This window comes from Petroclostridium xylanilyticum (genome assembly GCF_002252565.1).
Lineage (GTDB): Bacteria > Bacillota > Clostridia > SK-Y3 > SK-Y3 > Petroclostridium > Petroclostridium xylanilyticum.
In genome coordinates this window covers 115,153-140,602 of record NZ_NPML01000013.1, presented here as the reverse complement: position 1 = coordinate 140,602, position 25,450 = coordinate 115,153, and the positions used below count along the sequence as shown (strand labels likewise).

Annotated in this window: 27 protein-coding genes; 21 read left to right on the top strand and 6 right to left on the bottom strand. The window is 37.8% G+C overall.

Features of this window, described 5'->3' with window-relative positions; all coding sequences use genetic code 11:
• Nucleotides 1-13: 13 nt before the first annotated feature.
• The 18 genes from CIB29_RS08380 (at nucleotide 14) to CIB29_RS08295 (ending at nucleotide 15,848) form a co-directional block, all read left to right on the top strand.
• Nucleotides 14-934, top strand: a complete 921-nt coding sequence (locus tag CIB29_RS08380; RefSeq protein WP_094548670.1) for a ketopantoate reductase family protein — start codon at nucleotides 14-16, stop codon at nucleotides 932-934.
• Nucleotides 935-1,142: 208 nt separating this feature from the next.
• Nucleotides 1,143-1,481, top strand: coding sequence for a P-II family nitrogen regulator (locus CIB29_RS08375; RefSeq protein ID WP_094548668.1), 339 nt, complete (start codon nucleotides 1,143-1,145; stop codon nucleotides 1,479-1,481).
• 606 nt (nucleotides 1,482-2,087) lie between these two features.
• The gene (locus CIB29_RS08365; RefSeq protein ID WP_242965120.1) at nucleotides 2,088-3,431 is read left to right on the top strand and encodes an ammonium transporter; all 1,344 of its coding nucleotides are present in this window, start codon (nucleotides 2,088-2,090) and stop codon (nucleotides 3,429-3,431) included.
• Between the two features lie 94 nt (nucleotides 3,432-3,525).
• Nucleotides 3,526-3,822, top strand: a complete 297-nt coding sequence (locus tag CIB29_RS08360; protein ID WP_094548664.1) for a hypothetical protein — start codon at nucleotides 3,526-3,528, stop codon at nucleotides 3,820-3,822.
• A 181-nt stretch (nucleotides 3,823-4,003) separates the two neighbouring features.
• Nucleotides 4,004-4,234 carry a hypothetical protein gene (locus tag CIB29_RS18525; protein ID WP_157910251.1) on the top strand — a complete coding sequence of 77 codons (231 nt, stop codon included), beginning with the start codon at nucleotides 4,004-4,006 and terminating at the stop codon, nucleotides 4,232-4,234.
• Nucleotides 4,235-4,308: 74 nt separating this feature from the next.
• On the top strand, nucleotides 4,309-5,013 hold the full coding sequence (gene sigI / locus CIB29_RS08355) for an RNA polymerase sigma-I factor (protein WP_094548662.1): 705 nt from the start codon (nucleotides 4,309-4,311) through the stop codon (nucleotides 5,011-5,013).
• Nucleotides 5,014-5,017: 4 nt separating this feature from the next.
• Nucleotides 5,018-6,277 (top strand): anti-sigma factor domain-containing protein, encoded by a 1,260-nt coding sequence (locus CIB29_RS08350; RefSeq protein ID WP_094548660.1) that lies wholly within the window; start codon nucleotides 5,018-5,020, stop codon nucleotides 6,275-6,277.
• A 117-nt stretch (nucleotides 6,278-6,394) separates the two neighbouring features.
• Nucleotides 6,395-6,898 carry a flavin reductase family protein gene (locus tag CIB29_RS08345; RefSeq protein ID WP_094548658.1) on the top strand — a complete coding sequence of 168 codons (504 nt, stop codon included), beginning with the start codon at nucleotides 6,395-6,397 and terminating at the stop codon, nucleotides 6,896-6,898.
• Between the two features lie 175 nt (nucleotides 6,899-7,073).
• Nucleotides 7,074-7,385, top strand: a complete 312-nt coding sequence (locus CIB29_RS08340) for a hypothetical protein (RefSeq protein WP_094548656.1) — start codon at nucleotides 7,074-7,076, stop codon at nucleotides 7,383-7,385.
• 4 nt (nucleotides 7,386-7,389) lie between these two features.
• Nucleotides 7,390-8,442 (top strand): V-type ATPase subunit, encoded by a 1,053-nt coding sequence (locus tag CIB29_RS08335; RefSeq protein WP_094548654.1) that lies wholly within the window; start codon nucleotides 7,390-7,392, stop codon nucleotides 8,440-8,442.
• Nucleotides 8,443-8,452: 10 nt separating this feature from the next.
• Nucleotides 8,453-10,357 carry a V-type ATP synthase subunit I gene (locus CIB29_RS08330; protein ID WP_094548652.1) on the top strand — a complete coding sequence of 635 codons (1,905 nt, stop codon included), beginning with the start codon at nucleotides 8,453-8,455 and terminating at the stop codon, nucleotides 10,355-10,357.
• Nucleotides 10,358-10,373: 16 nt separating this feature from the next.
• Nucleotides 10,374-10,799, top strand: a complete 426-nt coding sequence (locus CIB29_RS08325; protein ID WP_094548650.1) for an ATP synthase subunit C — start codon at nucleotides 10,374-10,376, stop codon at nucleotides 10,797-10,799.
• A 16-nt stretch (nucleotides 10,800-10,815) separates the two neighbouring features.
• Nucleotides 10,816-11,124 carry a V-type ATP synthase subunit F gene (locus CIB29_RS08320; RefSeq protein WP_094548648.1) on the top strand — a complete coding sequence of 103 codons (309 nt, stop codon included), beginning with the start codon at nucleotides 10,816-10,818 and terminating at the stop codon, nucleotides 11,122-11,124.
• Between the two features lie 19 nt (nucleotides 11,125-11,143).
• Entirely contained in the window at nucleotides 11,144-11,740 is a 597-nt protein-coding gene (locus CIB29_RS08315) for a V-type ATP synthase subunit E (RefSeq protein ID WP_198543808.1), read from the top strand.
• A gap of 13 nt (nucleotides 11,741-11,753) precedes the next feature.
• Complete coding sequence (locus CIB29_RS08310) at nucleotides 11,754-13,529, top strand: V-type ATP synthase subunit A (protein ID WP_094549171.1); 1,776 nt, start codon at nucleotides 11,754-11,756, stop codon at nucleotides 13,527-13,529.
• A 28-nt stretch (nucleotides 13,530-13,557) separates the two neighbouring features.
• A complete protein-coding gene (locus CIB29_RS08305; protein ID WP_094548645.1) occupies nucleotides 13,558-14,955 on the top strand; it encodes a V-type ATP synthase subunit B in 1,398 nt (465 codons plus the stop codon).
• A complete protein-coding gene (locus CIB29_RS08300) occupies nucleotides 14,955-15,569 on the top strand; it encodes a V-type ATP synthase subunit D (RefSeq protein WP_094548643.1) in 615 nt (204 codons plus the stop codon). Before CIB29_RS08305 ends, CIB29_RS08300 begins: the two co-directional genes overlap by 1 nt.
• A 75-nt stretch (nucleotides 15,570-15,644) precedes the next feature.
• Nucleotides 15,645-15,848: a DUF378 domain-containing protein gene (locus CIB29_RS08295; RefSeq protein WP_094548641.1), complete on the top strand. Its 204-nt coding sequence runs from the start codon at nucleotides 15,645-15,647 to the stop codon at nucleotides 15,846-15,848.
• A 56-nt stretch (nucleotides 15,849-15,904) separates the two neighbouring features.
• On the opposite strand, the gene phoU is transcribed toward CIB29_RS08295, so the two are convergent.
• Both phoU and CIB29_RS08285 read right to left on the bottom strand, forming a co-directional pair.
• Nucleotides 15,905-16,576 carry a phosphate signaling complex protein PhoU gene (gene phoU / locus CIB29_RS08290; RefSeq protein WP_094548639.1) on the bottom strand — a complete coding sequence of 224 codons (672 nt, stop codon included), beginning with the start codon at nucleotides 16,574-16,576 and terminating at the stop codon, nucleotides 15,905-15,907.
• A 113-nt stretch (nucleotides 16,577-16,689) separates the two neighbouring features.
• Nucleotides 16,690-16,992, bottom strand: a complete 303-nt coding sequence (locus CIB29_RS08285) for a helix-turn-helix domain-containing protein (protein ID WP_278335841.1) — start codon at nucleotides 16,990-16,992, stop codon at nucleotides 16,690-16,692.
• Nucleotides 16,993-17,103: 111 nt separating this feature from the next.
• On the opposite strand from CIB29_RS08285, the gene CIB29_RS08280 reads away from it, so the two are divergent.
• From CIB29_RS08280 to CIB29_RS19440, 3 genes are read left to right on the top strand one after another with little or no spacing between them, the layout of a single operon-like run.
• A complete protein-coding gene (locus CIB29_RS08280) occupies nucleotides 17,104-17,547 on the top strand; it encodes a MarR family winged helix-turn-helix transcriptional regulator (RefSeq protein ID WP_094548635.1) in 444 nt (147 codons plus the stop codon).
• A gap of 44 nt (nucleotides 17,548-17,591) precedes the next feature.
• The gene (locus tag CIB29_RS08275; protein ID WP_094548634.1) at nucleotides 17,592-19,073 is read left to right on the top strand and encodes an ABC transporter ATP-binding protein; all 1,482 of its coding nucleotides are present in this window, start codon (nucleotides 17,592-17,594) and stop codon (nucleotides 19,071-19,073) included.
• Nucleotides 19,074-19,111: 38 nt separating this feature from the next.
• Nucleotides 19,112-20,446, top strand: a complete 1,335-nt coding sequence (locus CIB29_RS19440) for an ABC transporter ATP-binding protein (RefSeq protein ID WP_198543807.1) — start codon at nucleotides 19,112-19,114, stop codon at nucleotides 20,444-20,446.
• Between the two features lie 123 nt (nucleotides 20,447-20,569).
• On the opposite strand, the gene CIB29_RS08265 is transcribed toward CIB29_RS19440, so the two are convergent.
• From CIB29_RS08265 to pstC, 4 genes are all read right to left on the bottom strand, one after another.
• Complete coding sequence (locus CIB29_RS08265; protein WP_157910250.1) at nucleotides 20,570-22,660, bottom strand: methyl-accepting chemotaxis protein; 2,091 nt, start codon at nucleotides 22,658-22,660, stop codon at nucleotides 20,570-20,572.
• 112 nt (nucleotides 22,661-22,772) lie between these two features.
• Nucleotides 22,773-23,561 carry a phosphate ABC transporter ATP-binding protein PstB gene (gene pstB / locus CIB29_RS08260; protein WP_094548630.1) on the bottom strand — a complete coding sequence of 263 codons (789 nt, stop codon included), beginning with the start codon at nucleotides 23,559-23,561 and terminating at the stop codon, nucleotides 22,773-22,775.
• Between the two features lie 35 nt (nucleotides 23,562-23,596).
• A complete protein-coding gene (gene pstA / locus CIB29_RS08255) occupies nucleotides 23,597-24,481 on the bottom strand; it encodes a phosphate ABC transporter permease PstA (protein ID WP_094548628.1) in 885 nt (294 codons plus the stop codon).
• Nucleotides 24,471-25,343 (bottom strand): phosphate ABC transporter permease subunit PstC, encoded by an 873-nt coding sequence (pstC, locus tag CIB29_RS08250; RefSeq protein ID WP_423241299.1) that lies wholly within the window; start codon nucleotides 25,341-25,343, stop codon nucleotides 24,471-24,473. The genes pstA and pstC overlap by 11 nt, the downstream gene beginning before the upstream one ends.
• Nucleotides 25,344-25,450 lie beyond the last annotated feature (107 nt).

Sequence of the window (25,450 nt, the reverse complement as noted above, 5' to 3'; positions counted from 1 at the left end):
AGAGGTGAATGGTATGAAAATTGCTATAGCAGGTATCGGTGGAGTAGGCGGGTATTATGGTGGTAAGCTGGCGTACGCATATGAGAGAGGCGGTCAGCATGAAGTATATTTTATAGCAAGGGGGGGACATCTTGCAAAAATAAAAGAAAACGGTTTAATATTGGATGCAGTAGACGGGACTTACACCTGCAGGCCAAAGCTTGCAACAGATAAACCAGAAGAGATTGGGACAGTCGATATGGTTATTCTCTGTACTAAAAGCTATGACCTGGAAGAGACAGCTCAAAGTTTAAAACCTATTGTATCTGGGAATACCTATGTATTGCCTCTTCTGAACGGTGTTGAGAACGATGTTCTCCTACGGAGAAATTTGGGCAAAGGAAAGATACTAAACGGCTGTGCATATATCGTATCTTATATAGAAAAACCCGGCACTGTTAAACAGGATGGAGGCAACTGCAAGCTTTTCTTTGGAGGTATCCAGGAGCAGGTTGAAGAATTAGAATATATTGATGAAATCTTTAAAGGCGCCGGGATAAAGTCTAATCTTCAGAGAGATATAGATACAGCCATATGGTCTAAATATCTTTTCATCTGTGCTTATGCTGGAATAACAGCTTATTATAATACAACGATAGGACCTATCATCAAAGATCCTCAAAATATAGAAATGTTAAGAGGAATGATGACAGAAGTGGAACAGATAGCCCGGAAAAAAGGAGTGCCGCTTCCTGATGATATTGTGGGGCGGTCCATGAAGCTTGCATTGGGAATGGATTATGATGCATCCTCTTCCCTCCAAAGAGATATTGAAAAAGGGAGAAAAAATGAACTGGAAATATTTAATGGCACAATTGTGAGAATGGGACAGGAATTAAATATAGAAACACCTTTTAATAAAAAAGTATATGAAGGCATAAAAAATCGTTTGTAAGATTATATCTATAAAGAGAATAGGAGATATACAAATGAAATTAAATGATAAAACCAAAACAACACAATCATTATTATAATTGCCTTTATTTTAATAGGTATAGGCTTGGTGCAGGCAATTTTTAAGGTTGAATTTGATAAGAGAATAATGGACCAGGTTAGTTTTGTCCTGATGGTCATAGCAGCGGGGGTATTTTTAGGAGGTCAATATGAAAAAAATTGAAGCAATTATTAGGCCTGAGAAACTGGACGAGGTAAAGAGCGCATTAAAAGTCTTTGGGATATACGGCATGACGGTATCACAGGTAGCAGGATGTGGTATGCAGCACGGTAAAATTGAGATGTATAGGGGGCAAGAGATAAAAATTGATCTCCTGCCTAAAGTAAAGATAGAGATAGTATTATTAGACGAACAGGTAGAACAGGTGATCGACCTTATCTGTGAAAAAGCAAAAACAGGAGAAATCGGGGATGGAAAAATCTTTGTCTATCCTGTTGAAACGGTAGTGAGAATAAGGACATGGGAACGAAATGAAAATGCATTATGAAATTATAAAAAATTTCTTGCAAATTTTTTGTTTTTAGTCTATAATCCCGAGTTTGACACTTGGCGAATACAAAAAGCCTGATAAGGCTTGATATTAAAGGGTTTCAGGCTTTTGATTAAATAAAAAATTTGCGTACTTTTTTAAAATCCTTGCTAATGCTGCATTTGCTGTCATTTAATAAATCGGCAGATATGATTTGAAAATTAAGATTAAAATAATAAAATCACTAGAAAGTACGCATTTTTAGAAAATCAAATTTGACACAAAAATGTGCTATTTTCAAGGCTTCGAGCACTGTTTGAAAAGTTGCAACTGTCAAAGACCCGGGATGGAAAAATCTTTGTCTATCCTGTTGAAACGGTAGTGAGAATAAGGACATGGGAACGAAATGAAAATGCATTATGAAATTATAAAAAATTTCTTGCAAATTTTTTGTTTTTAGTCTATAATAAAGATAAGTTAATTATTGCGATGATGTAATATTTATACTGAAGTGAAGACGCTTCGTTGAAGAGAATGATCTCTTTAATGGATGGCGTCTTTTTTATTTGTCAATTTTAAAATATAAAAAATTTAAGGAGTAAAAATTTTAAGGAGGCGGCAAAGATGTTAAGAACAATGATGAAAAGAAAACTATTAGTGTTTATTTTAAGTCTTATGATTATTTTAGTTCCCTTTGCAGTTTATGCTGCTGATGGACCTACCCCGGAGAGCAACGCTGTTGCCATAAATACTGTATGGACACTTGTAGCGGCTTTTCTGGTGTTTATTATGCATGCAGGCTTCACGTGTGTTGAAGCAGGATTTACACAATCAAAAAATACAGTGAATATAATTATGAAAAACTTTATGACTGTTTGTATTGGTGTTGTAGTTTATTATTTGATAGGTTTTGCGCTAATGTTTGGTCCTGATATTGCAGGTTTTATCGGTTCAAAGGGTTTTGCACTTACACAGCGGGAGTTATTTGATTTTGGAATTCCTTTGGATGCTTTTTGGTTCTTCCAGGCAGTATTCGCAGCAACATGTGCCACTATTGTTTCGGGAGCGATGGCTGAACGTACAAAGTTTAATGCATATTTACTGTTCTGTATTTTTATCTGTGCCGTAACCTATCCAATCATAGGTCATTGGATCTGGGGTGGCGGATGGCTTCAAAAATTAGGTTTTATAGATTTTGCAGGGTCAACCGTAGTGCATGCTGTGGGAGGTATGTCGGCATTAATAGGTGCGTGGATGGTTGGAGCCAGAGTAGGAAAATATTCTCCCGATGGAAAGGTCCATGCAATTCCAGGGCACAGTATACCGCTTGGAGCATTAGGCGTTCTTCTATTATGGTTTGGATGGTTCGGATTTAACCCGGGTAGCACTCTGGCGGGTACAAATCCTGCCATTGCTTCAATCGCAGTAACAACCATGCTGGCAGGAGCAGCGGCTACCATAACAAGCATGCTGTTTAGCTGGATTAGATATGGAAAGCCGGATGTCAGCTTAACACTCAATGGCTGTCTGGCAGGGCTGGTCGCTATCACTGCAGGAGCAGCAGCTGTAACCGCAAATGGTGCTTTAATCATCGGCGGTGCAGCAGGGATATTAATGATATTTGCAGTAGAGTTTTTTGATAGGATCGCAAAAATTGATGATCCAGTGGGTGCAATATCCGTTCACGGTGTTTGTGGAAGCTTTGGTACAATCATGGTTGGGTTGTTTGCTAAAGAAGGCGGGTTATTATACGGTGGAGGAGCTGCGCTGCTAGGGGTGCAAGTTCTAGGCGTTGCAGCAGCCCTTGCTTTTGCAGGAATTATGGGACTGGTTGTATTTGGAGCACTAAAAGCAACAACAGGTATAAGGGTGACTGAAGAAGAAGAACATAATGGTCTCGATATCGGAGAACACGGAATATCTGCTTATGCAGAAACCTCAACAGCGCCTGCTGCTAACATTTTTTAAATAAATTTTCTGGTATGCTTGTACTAAATTGTAGATTTATTATATAATAAAGTTATTATAAATTGACTTCAGACAAAAAGAGGGAGGGCATACCATGGAGGAATTGTTGAGACAGCTTTTGGATGAGGTAAAAGGGTTAAAGCAGGAAGTAAAAGATATTAAACAAACTGTTAATTCCATTGATAAAAGAGTTGATTCGGTCGAAAGAAAATTAGATAGTTTTATTGAAGAGACCAGGCAAAATATTAAAGGTTTGGATGATATGGTTAACAGGATATACCTTAAACTTGAGGCAGATATGGAAGAAGTTAAAGAGGATGTAAAAGCAGTTGCAGAAATAGCAGGAATACATGCAATGGAATTGCAAAAATTAAAAAGAAGGCCTGTTTAAAATTCCGTATGTAAATATGTGAGTAAAACATCTTTACTTTATGTAAAGATGTTTTATTTTTTGCTATAAATTACCCCGGTTCTTATAACTAATATTACGAATACTATTATAGTAGAGAATTTTCATATAATTTTAATTTTGATATATGTAGAGCTATTTAAATAAAAACGGGGGTAGCCTCATGGGGAAATTGACTAATTGCAGTAAGTGCGGAAGTGTCTATGTTTATGATACACACAGCTACAGTGTTTGTCCACGCTGTAAGTCAGGGTACGATGTTACTTATAACCTCATACGTGACTATTTAATGAATCACCCGAATTGCAGCTTGATGGAGCTGGCAACAAAATTTAAGCTGCCTGTAAGGACCATTAAAAGTTATATAGAAGATGATAGATTAAGTATACGATAATTATATAAATTGTGAATAATTTATGATATACTTATTCATAGTTGAGAAGTGACTAGGTACAAAGGGGGGCAACTATGGATAAAGCGATTGCCTTAAGAGTGATAACGATAAAAAACGATCCCGATCAACTCAATACATTTATTGAAGAATATAAACCATTTATTGCATCCTGTGTGCAAAAATCTACAGGTAAATTTGTCGAATATGGAAGAGATGATGAATTAAGTATAGGGTTATTGGCTTTTCATGAAGCAATTAAGAGCTATGACCAGAAGAAAGGTAACTTTTTAACCTTTGCCAGTCAGGTAATAAGAAGAAGGTTGATTGATTATTACAGGGCACAGAAAAAATTCAATCATGAAATTTCTATAGAAGGTTCCTACGGGAAGGATGATCCTGATGAAGAATATGATTTTAGCCTAAAACAATCAATACAGGAATACAGTCAGCTTGAGTTAGAAAGAGCAAGGAGAGCAGAATTGGAGGAGCTTAAACAGGAATTGAAACACTGGGGTATTAATTTCTTTGATGTAGCACAGGCATCTCCAAAGCAGGAGGGGACCAGAAGGCTTTACCTGGATGTTATAAAATATATTATAAGTGACGCAAGCGTTGTAGAAGTGATAACGACCAAAAGATATTTACCCATTGCAAAGATATGTGAGCAGATGGGGATAAATAGAAAAAAGATAGAACGGGGGCGGAATTACATAGTAGCCGGCGTCCTGATTATGTTAGGCGAGTATGAGTTCATCAGAGACTTTGTGAATTGGAGGTGATTTTATGACAGGTGTGATTGTTGAGATAGAAGGTAAGGAGATGGTGGTAGTAGACCGGAAGGGCAATTTCAAGAAACTAAAGTATAAGGAAGGTTATAGAATTGGCCAGGAAATAGATTTACAAGCTATGCCCACCATTAGATATACGTCCATGATACAAAGGATGGCGGCTGTTGCGGCTGTTTTCATACTGGTTATTGGCATGGGGTTATACAGCTATTATTCTCCATATAGTTATGTGAGCATGGATATCAATCCAAGCGTTGAAATAATATTAAATCGTTATGAAAGAGTACTGGACGTGCAGCCTTTAAATGAAGATGGTAAAAAGATTATTAACCATAACTATCATTTTATGCATAAAAAAGTTGATGATGCAATTTCGGAATTGATTAATGGAGCTCATGAGGCAAACTATCTTAAGGATAATGATAATAATGAGATATTTATAACTGTATCCGCTCCAAAACCTCAAGCGGCACAGGAGATAGGCCGCTATGTACGGGAATATGCTGCGGCAGGGCTGAAACAAAGCAACATCAATGCTAATGTAACTGTTGAAGGTGTTACTATTCAAAAACGTGTCCAAGCTAAAAAAGAGCACATTTCTGTTGGTAAACTTCTATTACTGGAACAGCTTCAAAAGGTTTCACCTGCTGCCAATATAGATGAAGTGAAGGATAAATCGGTAAAGGATATAATAGAGAATATAAAGAAAGAAAAAGAAAAAAGTAAAGATGTAGATAAAGATATAGATAAAGACAAAGATAAAAATTTGGATAAAGGTAAGGAAGAAAATACTAAAAAAAACAACGGGAGTGGCAGCAAGGAGCAAAAAAGTTTTCAAGATAAAAAGATTCAAAAGCCAGAGGTAAAGAAACAAATTGAAAAAAAATCAGAGCAGAAAGATGACACGTCTAAAAGACCAGACGTGTCATCTGGGCATGTAAATGCTGACATACAAAAAAATATTAATGGGGATATGAATAATGCCTCTGAAGTTGGGGAAGAAAGTAAAATACAGGAAGACATTTATAAAGATATAGATAAAGGTAAGCAGGAAGATGGAGATGAGGATAAGGCTAAAGAAAAAAATGAGGATAACAAAAATGAGAACAAGAAAAATGATGATCAGGGAAAGCAGAAAGATAGACCGCCGCAGAATTCAAATAATGGAGATAAAGCCGATAAGGATACGAAACCTGGCAGCAGTGGCAATAGTAATTCGCAACAAAATCATCCAGGTTCTAAAAATAAACCATAATGTCGATTTAAAAAATTGGTATCAGATGTGATACCAGTTTTTTTGTTTGAAAAAAGGATAATGTTGGGATAATATAGAATATATAAATAGAGAGAAAATTGAGAGGAGCGATGGTGAATGTTTAAAGATGTACCGTATGACCAGTATATGACTGAAGTAACTCAAAAATTAAGTTCCGGTGGTGTATTTTTGACTGTAAAAGGAGAAAAGTTAAATACAATGACAATTGGGTGGGGATTGATAGGTCATATGTGGGGAAAACCTATTTTTATAGTCCCGGTGAGAAAGTCGAGGTTTACATATGGCCTCATTGAAAAGAGCAGTGAATTTACAGTAAGCATACCTTTTGATGGATTGAAGAAGGAACTGGCCTTATGTGGGAGCAGATCGGGCAGAGATATGGACAAATTTAAGGAGTTCGGCTTGACGCCGGTAGACGGAAAAGTAATCAATACTCCTGTAATTGAACAGTGTAACCTGCATTATGAATGTAAAATTGTATACAAGCAGGAAATGCAGCCGGACTATCTAGACCTGGAATACGATGAAAAGTGGTATGGCAATAAAGACTACCATACGCTGTATTTTGGAGAAATTGTGGCATGTTATGTAAAAGTGTAAAAGTGCAATAATGTAGACATATTTACATATTTTTTATATAATATATAATATAGTGCAAGTTAATATTTATATGGTATGACTGTTATGGACGAGGGAACTTGGTAAAAATTATATGGATTTTCAATGCCCTCGTCTTGTATTTAAGATAATGTTGAAGGTACTGGGGGGAGCTTTTTTGGATACTATTATTAAAAAAATTCTTGAAATAGAACAAAAAGCACAGCAGATCGTAGATGATGCAAACCAGGAACAACAAAAAATAGAAGAAAGCTTAAAGCTGGAAATATTAGAAATGAAAGAGAAAATTCAACAAAGAACAGAACGAAAAATCCAGCAAATCCGGGAGAAAGAATTACAAGAAGCACGTCAAAAAGTAAAGGAAATAGAGATTCAGTCTAAACTTCAGGTAGAAGCTATGGACAAATACGCCAAACAGAAAAGAGATGAATGGGAAAAAATGCTTATGAGCCGGATTATTGGGTGGTGAGCTTATGCTGTTATCAATATATCAATACAGCGGATTGACAGCAAAGGTTAAAGTGATGTTAGGAAGGAGGCTTACTTCCCTGGATTATGAGGAATTAATCAGAAAAAAATCAGTACAGGATGTAGCAGCATACCTTAAATTCAATACCTATTATAAGGTTACACTGGACGAAATCAACGAAAATATTATCCATCGAGGGCAGCTGGAAAATGTATTAAAAAAGTCTCTGATAAATGATTATGCAAAGCTGTTTAAATTCATCAAGGGAAATGTAAAAGAGTTTCTGAGGCTTGCTTTTTTACGATATGAAATTGAAGACCTTAAAATTCTCTTAAGAGTGCTAAATACAGAACATAATATTCAGATTGCACAGGATTCTATTATTTTTCTAAAAAAATATAATACCATTGATATTGAAAAGCTTGCAGCATCAAAGAATATACAGCAATTTATCCAGAATTTAAAAGGCAGTGTCTATTATGATATTCTATTCCCTTTCATCGTTAATACACAGCACTTAAACTTATTCAGCATTGAAATGAGTCTTGATATGTACTTTTTCTCTCATATCTGGAAACAAAAAGACAAGCTTTTGTCAGGACAGGATCGTAAAATTATTTCGCATTCTTTTGGCAGTGAAACAGATATCTTAAATATACTGTGGATCTATAGGTGTAAAAGGTATTTTAATACACCTAGGGAAATTATATATAGTTATATTATCCCTTATAGGTATAAAATCAGCAAATCGCAATTGATGAGTATGGTAGAAGCCAACAATCCTGAGGAAGTAATAAAAATTATAAAGTCTACAAAATATGCTGAAATTTTTGAGGTAAGCAGCGGCGACTATTTTTATGAACACAACTTTACCTATTATGTGTATAAAATGCATAGAAAGTTTTTAAGGCATCATCAATTTTCCATTGCTTCGCTGATGGCTTATTTACATTTAAAGGAGATAGAGATTCGCAATATTATTTCTATTATTGAAGGAATCAGGTATCAGCTCAAACCTGAGCAGGTAAAGAAATATATAGTGGGCATTGAAAAGTGAGGTGACGGATATGGCTGTATTAAAAATGAAATTCATCAACATCGTTGGACCAAAAAATAAATTTGACCAATTTGTCATGGACCATATTATAGAGAATAATATTCACCTGGAAAATGCTATGAGTATTCTTGATAATGTAAAAGGACTCTATCCCTATTTAGAAGATAATCCCTATGAAAATTTGATGAAAAAAGCACAGGAAGCAATGGAATACATCAATTTTTCTTTTGAGTACAATTCTAAATTAAGATGTGAGGATTCCATAGAACAGCTGGAGCAATATATCACATCCATCAATGAACAGCTTAAAGATTTTATGGAAAAGAAAGCGGAGATTGAGAAAAGAATATCCGAAGACCGGCAGATTGTAAAACAGTTGAAACCCATGAAGGATGTAGATGTAGAATTGGAGAAACTTTTTAATTTTCGGTTTATAAAATTCCGTTTCGGCCGGCTGCCGCGGGATAGTTACAAAAAGCTGGAAATGTACCTGGCAAATATAGAAGCATTTTTTATCCCGGTATTACATGAAACCGACTATGTTTGGGGGATCTACTTTACCCCTGAAATTTCACGAGAGAAAATCGACAGTGTCTTTTCTTCCCTTTACTTTGAAAGAATAAGAATTTCAGGAAGGGTGAGCGGTACGCCTGCCCAGGCATTGGAACAAATGGATAAAGAGATCCGGCAATTGGAGAAGCAGCTGCGTGACGCAAACCATCGACTCAATGAATATATCCAAAAAGAAAAAGATAAATTTATCAGGGCGTATAATACCGTAAGATATTTGCATCAGGCCTTTAACGTCCGTAAGTATGCCGCCCATACCCGTGAATCCTTTTATATTGTTGGCTGGATACCGCAAATTCACTTAAAATCCTTTACTGCCCGGTTGGATGAGAGTGAAGGTATAACTTATATCGTAGAAGAACCGGAAATTGTGAAAAAGAGCAAACCACCTACCGAATTGAGAAACCATACGTTATTCAAGCCTTTTGAGTCATTGGTTAGAATGTACGGGCTACCCTCCTATAATGAGATTGATCCAACTGCCTTTGTAGCCATTACCTATGTCTTTATGTTTGGAATGATGTTTGGAGATTTGGGACAGGGCGCGGTGTTGGCAGTGGCAGGATGGTTCATTTATAAAAAGAAGGGAATGGACCTAGGCAATGTATTAATACTTGCAGGAATATCTTCAATGATATTTGGCTTGCTTTATGGAAGTGTATTCGGTTTTGAGCACCTGATACCTGCATTATGGCTAAAACCTATGGAAGATATCAATACGATTTTGATTATTGCAGTAGGCATTGGTGTGGTATTTATTACATTTGCAATGGTGATGAATATTATTAACGGAATCAAGGAAAAAGAAGTAGCAAGAGTGTTATTCGATAAGAACGGCCTGGCAGGATTTGTCTTCTACTGGGCAATTATTGCCTCAGCGATTTACTTCTTTGTAGCCGGTAAAACATTTGCGTCGGCACTATTTATAATGCTTTGTTTTGTTTTACCGCTGTTTTGCATTTTCATGAAGGAACCCCTGGAAAGGCTGATACATAAGAAAAAAGAGTGGTTTCCGGAAGACAAAGCTGAGTTTTTTGTAGAGACCTTCTTTGAAATGTTTGATATATTGTTAAGTTTTGTAACCAATACAATTTCCTTTGTAAGAGTAGGAGCTTTTGCACTTAACCATGCAGGGATGCTGATGGTAGTATTCATATTTGCGGAAATGGCAAAAGGAATTGGCAACCTGTTTGTTTTGATTATAGGAAATATTCTTGTTATTGCCCTGGAAGGCTTGATTGTGGGGATCCAAGTCTTGAGACTGGAATTCTATGAATTATTCAGCAGGTTCTTTAGTGGTGAGGGAAGACCTTTTGTACCACTTACGATAGAAAACAAAAATTAAAGGAGGCTTTATCAACATGTTTATATTAATCACTTCAATTGCATTGATATTAAGTATTATAATTCCTGGAGCAGTGTTTATTTTAAGCGGGTTAAGTGGAAATAAAGTAAAAACGGTTTTAGGCATCAATATTTTTTCATTTTTCTCTATTCTAATCGTAGCAACAATTGTATTGTTCTCAGGTGATGTTTCTGCTTCCGGCAATGCAGCCGCTGCAGCCGATGCCGCCGGGAATGGGCTGGCCTATCTTGCAGCAGCACTTGTAACGGGAATGGCAACCATAGGAGCCGGAATTGCAGTTGCGGCAGCAAGTTCAGCAGCCTTGGGAGCTATCAGTGAAGACCCTAAAATCATGGGTAAGGCACTTATCTTTGTTGCCCTGGCAGAAGGAATCGCACTTTACGGGCTGCTGGTTACTTTTAGTATCTTAAATAGAATTTAGCCGAAAGGTGATAACTATGCAAGTATTTTTAATTAGTGATAATGTTGACACGAAAACCGGCATGAGGTTGGCAGGAATTGAAGGAGTTGTGGTTCACGAAGGACATGAACTCAAACAGGTTTTGGATGATGTCGTGCATAATAAAGAAATAGGAATTATTTTGATTACCGAAAAGTTGGTTAAGCTTTTTCCAGAGTATATCAAAGACATAAAATTGAACTACCATACGCCGTTGATCGTTGAGATACCAGACCGTCATGGAACAGGGCGGACGCCTGATTCCATCACTCGGTATGTCCGGGAAGCGATAGGATTGAAGATTTGAGGTGATATTATTGAGTACTGTGGATGACAAGCTAGATAATTTTGCCAGGATTGTAATGAGGGAAGCGGCAGAAAAAAGAGTACAAATCATAGAGTCAATAAGAGAAAACCGGCTTAAAGTGCTGGAGCAAAAAGAGCTTGAATTTCTAGAGCAGGCTTATTTAACAATTCAGAAAGAAATTCGCAGGATTCATAAAGAAAAAAATGAAATGATTTCCCGTGCATCAATGGAAAGTAAGAAAATGTTACTTCAAAAGAGAGAAGAAATCATTGATGAAATATTTTCAAACATTCATCAAAAAGTTATTGAATTTATTCGTACGCCCGGTTATTTGACTTTCCTGTCAGACAGCATAAAAGAAGGCTGTAAGATAACCGGAGATGGGGAAATAGTGGTCTATATTAATAGGACGGATGTTCATCTAATAGATAGAATAAAAGAAAACCTGGGTTTTAATATGGAAATTCAGGTAGAGCAAACTGACATAATTGGCGGATGTAAAATTTTTAATAAAACCAAAAATATCCTGGTAGATAATTCATTGGCTGCTAAAATACAGCAGCAGAGAGAACAGTTTCTCGAAATAAGCGGGTTGGTAATTGGTAAAAAGCAGTAAAGTGGGTGATACTATGGAGGCAGAAGCTAAAGGAACCATATATGGCATTAATGGGCCTGTTGTAAAGGTAAAGGGCAGTAAAGATTTCCGCATGCTTGAAATGGTTATGGTAGGAAAAGAAAAATTAATTGGTGAAGTTATTGCAATACATGATGATATGACAATTATCCAGGTATATGAGGTTACTACCGGTTTATTCCCGGGAGAACCGGTCATATCTACTGGCAAACCCTTATCGGTTCAATTGGGTCCGGGAATTATCGGGAATATATTTGATGGTATAGAAAGGCCTCTACATTACATAGAAAAAAAATCCGGGGCATTTATTTCCAGAGGCTTGGAAATGGAAGCACTGGACCCTCGAAAAAAATGGGATACACATATCACTGTAAAAGCAGGAGACGCGATTAGTGGAGGAAGTATCATCGCAGAAGTCCAGGAAACTCCTCTTATACTGCATAGAATAATGGTGCCGCCAACAATAAAGGGCAAAATAATTGAAACCGTAACGGATGGCAGCTATTCCATCCATCAGCCGGTTGTAAAGATACGGGAAGATTCGGGTGCAATCAGAGAACTAACGCTTATCCAGGAATGGCCTATACGGACACCACGGGCATATCTTAAAAGAATAGGAATTGACAGGCCGCTTGTTACGGGACAAAGGGTCATTGATACCCTTTTTCCCATAGCCAAGGGAGGCACGGCAGCTATTCCGGGAGGGTTTGGTACCGGTAAAACCATGACGCAGCACCAGTTGGCAAAATGGTCTGATGCCGATATCGTCGTGTATATAGGATGCGGTGAACGGGGAAATGAAATGACAGAAGTATTGGAAGATTTTCCAAAGCTGGTTGACCCGAAATCTGGACGTCCTCTAATGGATAGAACTGTTTTGATAGCTAATACATCCAATATGCCTGTTGCCGCAAGAGAGGCTTCAATCTATACAGGTATTACGCTGGCGGAATACTATAGGGATATGGGATATCATGTTGCAATTATGGCAGACTCTACTTCCCGGTGGGCGGAAGCACTTAGAGAAATTTCCGGGCGTTTGGAAGAAATGCCTGCAGAAGAGGGATTTCCGGCTTACCTTCCATCCCGTTTGTCAGAGTTTTACGAAAGAGCAGGTTATGTACAAAATTTAAATGGGACAGAAGGCTCCGTAACAATTATAGGTGCTGTTTCTCCACAGGGAGGAGACTTTTCAGAACCGGTCACACAAAATACCAAGCGGTTTATAAGGTGTTTTTGGGCGCTGGACCGGCAGCTTGCCTATTCAAGGCACTATCCTGCCATACACTGGCTTACCAGTTATAGTGAGTATATCGATCTTTTGAAAGATTGGTATGAAAAAAATGTAGATGGTAAATTTTTTGAGCTTCGTACTGAAATAATGAGATTACTGCAGGAAGAAAGCAAGCTAATGGAAATTGTCAAGTTGATAGGGGGAGACATTTTGCCGGATGAACAAAAACTTATTCTGGACATTTCAAGAGTAATCCGGCTGGGTTTTCTTCAGCAAAATGCGTATCATGCCAGCGATACTTATGTGCCTGTCACAAAGCAGTTCAAAATGATGGAGGCAATATTATACCTGTACAGCAAAGCAAAGGAGCTTATAGCGCAGAATATCCCTATGTCGGTCTTAAGAAATACAGGAATATTTGAAGAGATTATAAAAATAAAATATACCGTTGGGAATGAGGAATTTGAGAAGTTTGAAGAAGTAAAGAAGAAGATTGATGAATTTTATCATCGGTTACGTGAGAGGTATAAGTATTAGCATAGCAATTTGAAGGGGAATAATGACCATGAAATTAGAATACATAGGCTTAAAACAAATTTCTGGACCTTTAGTAATCATCGAAGGAATACAGGGTGCTTCTTTTGAAGAAATGGTGGAAATTACGGTAGATAATTCAGAGAAAAGAATAGGGAGAATTATAGAACTTTATGGGGACATTGCTGTTGTCCAGGTTTTTGAAGGCACGTCTAATATTTCATTGACAAATACGAAAACCCGGTTGTTAGGGCATTCATTGGAGATTCCGCTGTCTAAGGAAATATTGGGCAGGATTTTTGATGGTGTTGGAAGACCTATAGACGGCATGGGGGAAATTTTCCCTGAAGTAAAATGGGACGTGAACGGTAAACCCATCAATCCTGTGTCCCGTGAATATCCAAGAAATTATATTCAGACCGGAATTTCTTCTATTGATGGACTTACTACGCTCATACGGGGACAGAAACTTCCCATATTTTCCGGAAATGGACTGCCCCATGATGCCCTGGCGGTTCAAATTGTCCGTCAGGCCCAACTGGCACAGCAAGAGGATGCTGAATTTGCAGTAGTCTTTGCAGCAATGGGTGTCAAGCATGATGTTGCCGATTACTTTAAAAGGAGTTTTGAAGAAAGCGGTGTACTGCAAAAGGTTGTAATGTTTTTAAATTTAGCAAATGACCCGGTTGTAGAAAGAATTATTACGCCCCGCTGTGCATTAACGGTTGCAGAATATCTGGCATTTCAACATAATATGCATATACTGGTTATCCTTACCGACATGACCTCTTATTGTGAAGCACTCCGTGAAATTTCTTCATCCAAAGGAGAGATTCCCAGTAGAAAAGGTTTTCCGGGATACCTATATAGCGATTTGGCCTCTCTGTATGAAAGGGCAGGCATGCTGAAGGACAGGAAAGGTTCTATTACGCAGATTCCAATTTTGACAATGCCTAATGATGACATTACGCACCCCGTCCCTGATTTAACCGGTTATATTACTGAGGGGCAAATTGTTTTAGACCGGTCACTCCACCAAAGGGGTGTTTACCCTCCAGTCATTGTATTGCCTTCTCTCTCAAGACTGATGAAGGATGGGATCGGGGAAGGTTTTACCCGGGAAGACCATCCTGCTATTGCAAACCAGCTTTTTGCCTCCTATGCCCATGTACAGGAAGTGAGAGCGTTGGCTTCGGTTATAGGGGAAGATGAGTTAAGTGAAATTGATAAAAAATATATAGAGTTTGGAAAAGCTTTTGAAAGAGAGTTTATCTCCCAGAACAAGGAAGAAAACAGGTCTATGGATAATACCTTGGATTTAGGTTGGAGGCTGCTTGGTATATTACCTAAAGAAGAACTGGATAGGGTGGATGTAAAAATACTTGATAAATACTACAGGCCTTACAGCAGCACAAGGAGTGAGTTATAATGGATGTCGCCTTATTTCCTACCAAAGGGAATCTTATACAGGCACGTAATACTTTGCGGCTTTCAAGACAGGGATATGAGCTGTTGGATAAAAAAAGAAATATACTCATCCGGGAGATGATGCTGCTGATTGATAAAGCTGAAGAAATTCAATCCCAGATAGATGTTACATTCCGTGAAGCCTATGAAGCGCTGCAAGTTGCCAATATTACCATAGGAATTAGTACGGTCGAGCAGATAGGACATGCGATTCCTGTCGAAGATGGTATTGATATCAAATTCAGGAGTATTATGGGAGTGGAAATTCCTATGGTCACCATGGAAGAAAAAGAAATTCAACCCAGGTATGGTTTCTTCCGGACCAATGCTGCACTGGACGAAGCATATAAAAAATTTGATAAGGTTAAAAAGCTGACAGTTGACCTCGCGGAAATTGAAAATGCAGTTTACAGGCTTGCTAATAACATTAAAAGGACACAAAAGAGGGCGAATGCTCTAAAAAATATTATGATCCCCAGATACGAGCAAATTACATCCAATATTCAAAATGCATTAGAGGAAAAGGAAAGAGAAGAATTTACACGGTTAAAAATAATTAAAAGTACAAAAAGTTGATATAAAAATTTTTCATATGTATTAATATTAAAATTTAAGAAATACTAAAATTAAAAGCTATAAGGAGTTGATCAAATGGATAGATTGGCTTTAATTTTAGTAATCATCGGGGCGTTGAACTGGGGATTAATAGGTTTATTTGGGATTGACTTGGTAGCAAGTATCTTCGGTGGACAAAATGCAATGCTCAGTAGAATTGTATATACGATTGTAGGTTTGGCAGGGCTCTGGACAGTTAGTTTATTATTTAGAGAGAGAGTTCCGGCAAGAAATCATTAAATAAAAAAATATACGATACCACGTATCGTCGTATCGTATATTTTTTTATTTATTTTCTATCTCACTTCTCCATGGTTAAGATCTTTATGGACACCTGTTACATTGTATATTACCCATTCACCGATATTGGTTGCATGGTCGCCCATACGTTCCAGGTATTTTGCAACTAGAATGAAGTTAGTAGCTTGATAGACAGTGTCTGGATTTTGACGAATGATTTCTCTAAGTTCATCTACTATTTTAACAAAATAATTATCTACCTCGTCATCATCATTACAAACTTTCTTTGCCAGCTCTACATCCTGGGTAACATAAGCATTGATTGCATGATTAACCATTGCTTTTGCTGCTTCGGCCATTTTGGGAATATCAATCAATGGTTTAATGTATTTTTGGTCTGCCATTTTTATGGTTAAATCACAGATATCAGCAGAATGATCTGCAATTCTTTCCATATCTGTAATAATTTTAAGCGCAGTGCTGATTGTCCGTAAATCTTTTGCCAATGGCTGCTGCCTTGCAATAAGGTTGATACACTTTCTCTCAATTTTATGTTCTAATTCATCGATTACATCATCATTTTTCAATACCTGCCTTGCTAATTCAATATTTTGATCTTTTAATGCGATAATTGCATTATCGATAGATTCCTGTATTTTATTGCCCATGTCTATTAGATCTTGATGCAGGTTTTCCAGTTCCATATCAAAGTGGTGTCTTGTTACCATAGTATTTTACCTCCTTCGAAATAAAAAAATAGTATGCATATACAATATTAATATTAATAATATTAGCACATTTAATACCAAATTTATACTGTTTTTTGTTAATAAACATAGATTTAACATAGATTTAACAAATAAATATTGAAACCTAATAAAGCGCTATTTTTATCCCGGTACTGTTTTGGTGTCAAGCCTGTTATTTTCTTAAAGACCCTGGTAAAATGGCTTTGGTCATGGAAGTTCAGCCAGAGGGAAATATCCAACAGCAAATAATTGGTGAAAGCTAATAATTTTTTTGCTTCTTCGATCTTTTCACTTTGAATGTATTCGCTGGTGGAGATACCTACTTCCTTCTTAAATAACTCTGAAAGATAATTGGCGTTCATATTTACATGCCTGGATAGATTTGAAAGCCGGATATCTTCATATAAATGCCTGAAAATGCAGTTTGAAATAAATTACTTGACTTGGATTTTTTATAGTGCTATTATGAAAATATATTTAGATATCTAAATAATTGGAGGTGGAATATGGAACAGTTTGATGAAGATTCCCTGAATGATTTGTTTGTAAAAGTAACGCGTTTGCATCACCGCCGTGTAGTGGAGTTGTTGGAAGAATTGGAACTGTATTACGGCCAGCCGCCTGTTTTATTTGCCTTATGGGAAAGGGACGGACTGACACAAACAGAATTGGCACAACGGCGTAAATTGACGCCTGCGACTATTACGGCAACGTTAAAGAGGATGGAGAAGGCCGGTTGGATCATGAGAAGGACGGATCCGGAAGATTCCCGCGTATCCAGGGTTTATCTTACAGAAAAAGGAAAAAACGTCCGGCTTTCTGTTGAAATGAAGCTAAAGCAGTTGGAAAATGAAACTTTTAAAAACTTTACAACAACAGAAAAGGCACTGATCAGACGTTTTTTTCTGCAGATGGAGGAAAACCTGAAGAAGACCTGCAAGGAAGATTAATTAAAGATATATTTAGATATCGAATTAATTGGAGGATAGGTTTGATGAAAAGATTAGCCTTATATTTAAAACCATACTGGGCCGCTGTGCTGCTGGCTCCGCTTCTGATGCTTGTGGAAGTAGTCTGCGACTTGCTTCAGCCAACCCTGATGTCCCGCATTGTCAACATTGGTGTGGGCAGCCGAGATGCCGGCTATATTATCAAGACAGGAACACTTATGCTGGGGATTGCCTTGCTTGGAATGGCAGGAGGTATAGGATGTACAATATTTGCCGTGATAGCCTCCCAGAATTTCGGTACCGACCTCAGGGCCGACCTGTTTCAGAAAATTCAGTCATTTTCCTTTGCCAATCTGGACAAGTTAAAAACCGAATCGCTGATTACCCGGCTGACCAATGATGTAATGCAGGTGCAGCATGTTGTGCTGATGATGCTGCGTATCTTGGTCCGCGCACCTCTACTGTTTGTTGGCGGAATTATGATGGCGGTTGCAATCAATCCCGTCCTTGCATGCATATCATTGGCGGTAATCCCGGTGATGATAGGGATATTGGCTTTTGTAATCACGAAAAGTTTTCCGCTGTTTGCTGCAGTACAGGAAAAGTTGGACAGGGTCAACAGAGTGATGCGGGAAAACCTGACGGGAGTCAGGGTAGTAAAGGCTTTTGTCCGTTCCGATTATGAAATCAGCCGGTTTGGCAAAGCGAATGATGAACTGATGGAAATCACTGTAAAAGCCTCCCGGTTTGTGGGTATGACCATGCCCATCATTATGCTGCTGATGAATACCGGTGTGGTGGCTGTCACATGGCTTGGAGGTTATCGCGTCAATTCCGGGAATATACAGGTGGGGCATGTTATCGCATTAATTAATTATATTATGCAAATCTTGTTTGCCCTTATGATGTCAACCATGATGCTGATGTCGGCTACCAGGGCAAAGGCTTCGGCAGATCGTATCATTGAAGTGCTGGATATGGAATTGGATATCGGGAATGATTCAGAAGCTTGCAGAAATGTCGTCAGAGCAGGACGAGTGGAGTTTAAGCATGTATCATTCCGCTATGAAGGTACAAGTGGAGCGGATGTACTCCAGGATGTTTCTTTCACAGCCAATCCAGGCGAGACCATTGCTATCCTGGGTGCTACCGGGGCCGGTAAATCCACGCTGATAAACCTGATACCCAGATTTTACGATGCAACCGAAGGAAGGATACTCATTGATGGAGTGGACGTACGGGATATGGAACCTCAGTACTTGCGCAGCATCATCAGTGTGGTCTTGCAGGAATCCATCCTTTTTTCGGGAACCATCCGGGATAATATCCGGTGGGGGCGCAAGGACGCGACGGAAGAGGAAGTGGTAGAGGCCGCCAAAGCAGCACAGGCCCATGATTTTATCATGGGGTTTCCCCATGGCTACGACACAGTACTGGGACAGCGGGGTGTAAACCTTTCGGGCGGGCAGAAGCAGAGATTGTCCATGGACAAGGTGGAAAGGCTAACAATACAAAAGAAACGCTGAAACGGCTTTGGCACTATTTGGGCGGACAAAAGAGGCAATTGGCTGTCGTTTTTATTATGGTGTTGACAGGGACGGGACTATCCCTGGCAGGACCCTACCTGATTGGACTTGCAGTGGACACGATGGTGGGAAAGGGAAATGTTGATTTTGCAAAACTGGCTGCGGATGTAGGGGTGCTGATGGTTGTATATGCAATCAGCGCGCTGACCGTATGGATCCAAACTTATATGATGATCGGGATTTCGCAGAACACGGTACGAAATCTCAGAAAAGATTTATTCAGCAAAGTACAGACGCTCTCACTGCACTTTTTTGACAGTCGTCCGCACGGAGAGCTGATGAGCCGCCTGACCAACGATGTGGAAAACATAAACAATGTTCTGACGCAAAGCACAACCCAGTTGATTTCCAGCATTATTTCACTTATCGGATCACTGGGAATGATGCTCTGGATCAGCCCTTTGCTTACCCTGTTCATTCTGATTTTTACTCTTGCAGGACTGTTCTTATCGAAAAGGATTGCACGTATCACAAAAAAATACTTTTCAGCCCAGCAAAAGCAATTGGGAGAATTAAACGGATATATTGAAGAAACCATATCGGGACAGCGTGTAGTAAAAGCATATTGCAGGGAGGCAGAAGCTATCAGCAAATTTGAAATCGTAAACCGGCGGCTGAATGAAGCAGGGATACGTGCACAAATCTTGTCCGGTATCATTCCGCCGCTCATGAACTGCCTGGGCAACATCAGTTTTGTACTGGGTGCCGCTGCCGGGGGCCTGATGGCTGTGAAGGGAACGATGACAGTCGGCATGATTGCCGGTTTTTTAAACTACGCTAAGCAGTTCACGCGGCCTATCAACGATATTGCAAATCAGTTTAACATGGTCCAGTCGGCACTGGCAGGAGCAGAACGGGTATTTGAAGTGATGGATCAGAAGCCAGAATTGGATGATGTACCTGATGCTGCAGTGATGAAAAACGTATCAGGAGAAGTGGTTTTCAAGGATGTTGATTTTGGATATGAAAAGGGTGTTCCTGTTTTAAAAAATGTCAACCTGAAAGCAAAGCCGGGTCAAACCATTGCAAGGGCAATTCTCAGCGACCCGGCCATTCTTATCCTGGATGAAGCAACCAGCAATGTGGACACCCGTACCGAGATGCACATCCAGCAGGCGATGCAGCAGTTGATGAAAGGGCGGACCAGTTTTGTCATTGCCCATCGGTTGAGTACCATCCAGAATGCGGATCAAATTCTGGTCATTAACGGCGGAGAGATCATTGAAAGGGGTAACCATCATGAACTGCTGAATAAAAGAGGGTTTTACCATCACCTTTACAACAGCCAGTTCCGCCGGCAAAGGGCAGTATAGTATCTCAAGAGCAGATATACAAGGCCGGCTTTCTCATTTAAAGCCGGTCGTAAAACATCTCTGTATAGGAAAAGCCACATCAGGGTTAAGAAGACGTTTATTCAAAACTATTATAATTGTATTTTAAATTTTAAACTGATTAACAGAATGTAGTAATGTCATAGACAGATTTTCAAGTTCTTTTGCATGATTGTATAATTCATTGATAAAATTGGTAAAATCACTTATGCTTGCTGAAAGATGCTGTGTAGTTCCGGCGTTTTCTTCCGCAAAAGTACTAATATTTTTAATGGCATGATAAGTGTTACTATTGCTGGAGCTCATTTCTTCCATCATCTGGTCGATTCCTGATACATGATTGATAGTAATAGTAGATAAATTGTTTATTTGTTTAAATAATTCATTTGAAGTTTTAATCAGCGTAATTTGTTCATGAATAATCTGGTTGGAAGTTTTGGAGTAATCATGTACTTGTTGAACGTTATCCAAAATATAGTTTAAAATGTTTTCAATTTCTTTAGTGGAACCCTGAATATCTAAAGATAGTTTTCTCATTTCATCTGCTACAATAGCGAAGCCCCTGCCGTGCTCACCAGCTCTTGCGGCTTCAATAGCTGCATTGAGTGCCAGAAGATTGGATTGTTCGGCAGCATTTTTTATTAACTTGGTAATTTTATTGATTTGGGTTGTATTATTCTTTAGCATTGAAATACTATTCAATACTTTATTAGATGATTCTATGGTGTTATTGGATGAATTTACAAGCAGCTCCATATTTGTATGGCCATTATTAATCATATTTACCATGTTATATATATCTTGTTTAATCGTAGAAGTAAAGTTAATTACATTTGTTATTTTTTCTTCCAATATTCTGCCATTTTCAAAACACTGGAGCGCATCATCTGCTTGTTTTTGAGTACTTATTGCAAGTTCATTATAAGCAATAGCCGTTTGCTCAGAAATTGTTCGAGCGTTATTTGCGATGCTTTCCATTTTTACAGCATGCTCATTTAAGATATTTGCATCATTACTAATTTCTTTGATGAGCTCTACAAATTCTTCTAACATTTTCATAAAACTTTTACTTAAAATTGCAAGTTCGCTTTTTCCAGACAACTCTACCTGGATGTTTAGGTCACCTTTTTCAGCCATCTGCATTAGTTTCTGCAAATTAAACACCGGTTTGGCGATTAAATTGGATATTAAGTAAGCGATTAAAAAAGCAACAGCAACTGATATGCCGCATACCCATAAAAGTGTTATTGTCACTTCATTGGATTTTTTATAAACATTGTTAAGCGGTACGGTAGAAATAAAATAAAATTTAGTATCAGGAATTTGATTGTAGGAGACTACATAATCGCCGTTGTTTAATTTATCAATAAAATATCCCGTTCCTTCTGTTAGTACAAACTTCATCAGATGGTCCAGATTAATTTTAGAAGGTGGAATAATGTAAGTATAATCGTCGGCGATAATAGCTGTTTCTCCATTTTTAAAATCTATGTTATTATATAAATTTCTAATATTATCTAATTTTTTGTAAATATGTATGTACATTACAGGAGTTTTTATACCCAAAACCAAATATTTTTCATTATTATATTCAAAAGGGAAGATTAATTTTTCGGCTGGTATTTGACTAAGCTTTCTTTCAATTTCAGACCCTTTAAATGGTTTATCATAAAATGGGGATTTTAATAGTTCTCCATAATGCTTTTCACCATCGTTTGTAGTAACAATGATTGTTTCAATTCCTGTGCTGATAGCCTTAGCTCTGAATGAACGCATTCTGCTCAAAACCCAGTTATGAGCTTTCATATTTGTCTTATCTTGGTTCAGTTCAGATATATTTTGTTCAAATTCAGTATCTGTTAATATCTCAGTAATGATTGCATTGATATCTTTAATATTGCTGCCGATTAGTTGAGCAGTTAATTTATTAGTATCAGAAAGTGCTTTCGATAGTTCACCTGCCAGAATACTCCGGTTTTCTACAAACGAAAAAGAGAGTATCAGGGTAAGAGGAATAATTAAAATTAATAGAAAACAAGACAATAAAAGATTCTTCAGTTTAAAATTATTTAGAAACTTTATAATGCCTTCAAGTTTAATGATATCAGTACCCTTTTTAGGTAAAATTTTAGTATGCCGTTCTTTTAATTTGTTTGTAAATCTTATGATATTTGGAAAGTATTTTCTTATGCGCATTATCACGAGTCTCCTTTGTAAAAAGAATAACAGTTGGAAAATATAACCTAAAAAATTTACATGTATATTTTTTAAGCCACCCATTAAGAAGGAGAGGGTGACTTTTCAGATATCAGCCGAATCGTCCCATAATATAATCATTGGTCTTATCTATAACTGGGTTGGTAAATATCACATTTGTTTCATTATACTCAATAAGGTCCCCCATTAAAAAGAAAGCGGTATAAGAGGAGATTCTTCCGGCTTGTTGCATATTATGGGTAACTATAATAATTGTATAATCTTTTTTTAACTCAAAAAGCAGTTCTTCAATTTTTGCAGATGAAATGGGGTCTAGAGCAGAAGTAGGTTCGTCCAGAAGCAAAATCTCAGGCTTGGTAGCGATTGCACGGGCAATACAAAGCCTTTGCTGCTGCCCGCCGGATAATGCCAATGCGGATTTATGCAGTCGGTCCTTGACTTCATCCCACAAAGCTACTTTTTTCAAACTATCTTCAACAATTTCATCTAGTACGTGTTTTTGTTTGATTCCATAATACTTAAGTGCAAATACGATGTTTTCGTAAATTGACTTATTAAATGGATTGGGTTTTTGCCATACCATCCCAATTTTTTGCCGGATTTTTGCAAGGTCTATATTTTTGTCACAAATATTTTGTCCATCAAATAAAATTTCTCCTGTAGTTTTAGCAATCGGTATTAAATCATTCATTCTATTCAGGGCACGCAGATAGGTGGATTTTCCACATCCTGAAGGACCAATAAAGGCCGTAATATCTAACTTTTTAATTTGCATGCTAAGGTTTTTAATTGCATGCTTGGCACCATAGTATATATTTAGATTCCGTGTTTCAATAGCAATATCCTTTTCAGCAAATGAAATATTATTATGAGTAACCATATTATCCTCCTAAGAATACTCTCTATAAAAATAAGTTATGCAGCTGTAAATTTCTTGTAAATCAATTTTCCGACCAATCGTGATAATAAATTAAAAAACAATACACATGTAATAAGAACTGCTGAAGCTGAGGCAGCGATTTGTTTGGCGTCGGGGGTCAGACCTTCACTATTAACCTTCCAGATATGAACAGCAAGGGTTGCAGCCGGTCTAAAAGGGTTTATAGGTGAATTTGCTGATAGTGGGTTCCAATTTGTAAAATCCAGAGGTGGGGAGCTCATTCCTGCAGTAAACATTAGTGCAGCAGCTTCACCAAATGCTCTTCCGGCTGTTAATATTGTTCCCGTGATGATCCCTGGAAGGGCTATAGGGAGCATGATAGATACAATTGTTTTCCAGTGGGAAATACCCATTGCAAGACTTGCTTCCTTTTGTTCTACCGGTACCGCCCTCAAAGATTGTTCGGTAATACGGACCATTAAAGGGAGATTGAATATCATTAGGGCTAAGGCCCCGGAAAATAAAGAGAATCCCATCCCCATCTTTTGAACAAAAATCAGTAAACCAAATAACCCTACCACAATTGAAGGAAGAGAAGATAAAACTTCAATAACAAGTCTTGCTATATTAGTAACAATATTTGGTTTCGAATATTCGGCCATATATATTCCACCGCCAATACCAACCGGAACAGTAAAGAGCATGGTAAGAAAAAGCAGGAAAAATGAATTAAATATTTGTGGGCCAACTCCACCGCCAGCTTTCATATTTTCGGGCGGTTTTGTCAGAAAACCCCATGATATGCCGGACAAACCCTTTACAAGGATAAAACTCAATAAGCCAACTAATATTAACGTAATAACGATTGCAATTGTATAGAATATTATTGTAGCAATTTTATCGGTTACCTTAACGTTCATTTAACTTACTTCCTTTCCCTAAAATTCTTATGATAAAGATAAAGATGAATGACATCAGAAGCAGTATAAGAGCCATGGACCACAATGCATTATTATATGTTGTCCCTGCGATTGTATTACTCATTTCCAAAGTAAGAATGCTGGTAAGTGTGCTTATTGAGTCAAAAATAGAATTTGGCAGTCTTTGCACGTTTCCTATAACCATTTGTACTGCGAGTGCTTCTCCAAAAGCACGTGCCATCCCAAGAACAACCCCAGTCAATATGCTGGGCAAAGCGGTTGGAATTAAGACTCGGTAAATGGTTTGCCACCTTGTTGCTCCAAGGGCATAAGAGGCATCTTTAAGGCCACCGGGCAGCGCTTTTAGCGAATCATAGGAAACACTTGTAATAGTGGGTAAGATCATGATTGTCAAAACAAGTGTCCCGGATGCCAGGCAAAAACCGGTTCCACCAAAGGTATTTCTCATAAATGGAACAATAACAGATAAACCAATAAAGCCGTAGACAACAGAAGGTATTCCCACTAATAACTCAATAACCGGTTGTAGAAACCTAGATCCTGATTTAGGACTTATTTCTGCCATAAAAATTGCCGCACCGACACTTAAGGGAGTACTGAGAGATACAGACAGTAGAGTTACTGCAAAGGAACCAAAAATAAATGCAAAGGCTCCAAATTTTGGAGTATTCTCATGTTCCGGTTTCCATTCAGTTCCTAATAAAAAATCAAATAAACTTACTCCATCTTTCAAAAAAGTCGATAGGCCTTTGGAAGCAATAAAATAGGTAAGGAAAGTAATAATCATAATACTAAAAAAAATGCAGGAGTAAGTGTAATATTTACCTATGCTTGCAACAATTTTATTTTTAGTGTCATAATATTTGGCGTTTAAAGACGAAACATCTTTTACCTTATCGTTTTCTCTCGTTGTTCTAATCAATATAATCATTCCTTCACATTTTATTT